The organism is Streptomyces sp. NPDC057654 (assembly GCF_042800135.1).
Classification (GTDB): domain Bacteria; phylum Actinomycetota; class Actinomycetes; order Streptomycetales; family Streptomycetaceae; genus Streptomyces.
Map to the genome: position 1 here is coordinate 1 of NZ_JBHVHQ010001445.1, position 1177 is coordinate 1177.

The 1177-nt window shown below is 73.0% G+C and carries 1 protein-coding gene; it reads left to right on the top strand.

What is annotated here, in order from left to right:
• A partial coding sequence (locus tag ACFU99_RS44240) for an alpha/beta fold hydrolase (protein WP_384404528.1) occupies positions 1–1177 on the top strand: 1177 nt, incomplete at both ends.

Sequence of the window (1177 nt, forward strand, 5' to 3'; positions counted from 1 at the left end):
GGAGTGCGCGACCATGACGGCCCCGCGCGACTGGCACCGCCCGGGCACCGGCCCGGACATCAGCGTGGAGGTGTCCCGGCACCTGGCGAGCGGCCCGGCGGAGGAGCGGCGCGGTGTGCTGATGACGGCCGCCGGGGGCCCCGGCAGCGCGGGGCTGGCGAGCCCGGCTCGTATCGTGAAGTCCGCGCCGCGGGTGGCCGCCGCGTACGACGTGGTGAGCTTCGACCAGCGCGGCGTCGGGCGGAGCACCCCGGCGCGCTGCCAGACACCGGCCGAGTTCGAGGACTTCTACGCGCACGACCTCCGCGACCGCTCGCCCGCCGCGGTCCAGGGGGTCCTGGACCGGTCACGCGCGATGGCCGAGAACTGCCAACGGCGTACGGACGGCGGCCTGCTGCCGTACCTGACCACCGAGCAGACGGCGCGGGACATGGACCTGTACCGCTCGCTGCTCGGGGCGGAGAAGATCTCGTACTACGGGGCGTCGTACGCCACGAAGATCGGCGCGTACTACGCGACGCTGTTCCCGCAGCGCGTGCGCCGGGCCGTGCTGGACAGCAACATCGACTTCACCGCCGGGACGGACCAGTGGGAGGCGGGCCAGCCGCGCGGCTTCCAACGCCGGTTCGAGCAGGACTTCCTGCCGTGGCTCGCGCGCTACGACTCGGTGTACCACTACGGGCGTACGGCCGCCGAGGTGCGGGCGACGTGGGAGGCGCGCCGCCAGGCGCTGCACGACCGGCCGCTGACCGTGGGAACGTCGGTCATCGGGCCGAACCAGCTCGACAACGGAACGATCCAGGCTGCCTACAAGGCGGCAGGCTTCCCCGATCTGGCGCGGGCGCTGGCCGCGCTGGAGCACTGGGACACCGCGACACCGGACGAGCGCGCACTCGTGCCGCACGTCTTCGACTCGTACCAGAGCCCGGAGTTCGCCGCCGAGTTCTTCTCGGTGACCTGCAACGACAACGCGTGGAGCCGTGACATCGGCCGCTGGGTGGAGCGCACCGCGCGGGACGCCCGTACGTACCCGCTCGTCGGTCCCCGCGAACTGGCCTACGCCGCCACCTGCGCGTACTGGCCCGACGCCAAGGCCCCGCGGGTGAACGTCACCGGCGAGGGGCTGCCGCCGACCCTCATGCTCAACTCGCTGCGCGACCCCGCCACGTACTACGAG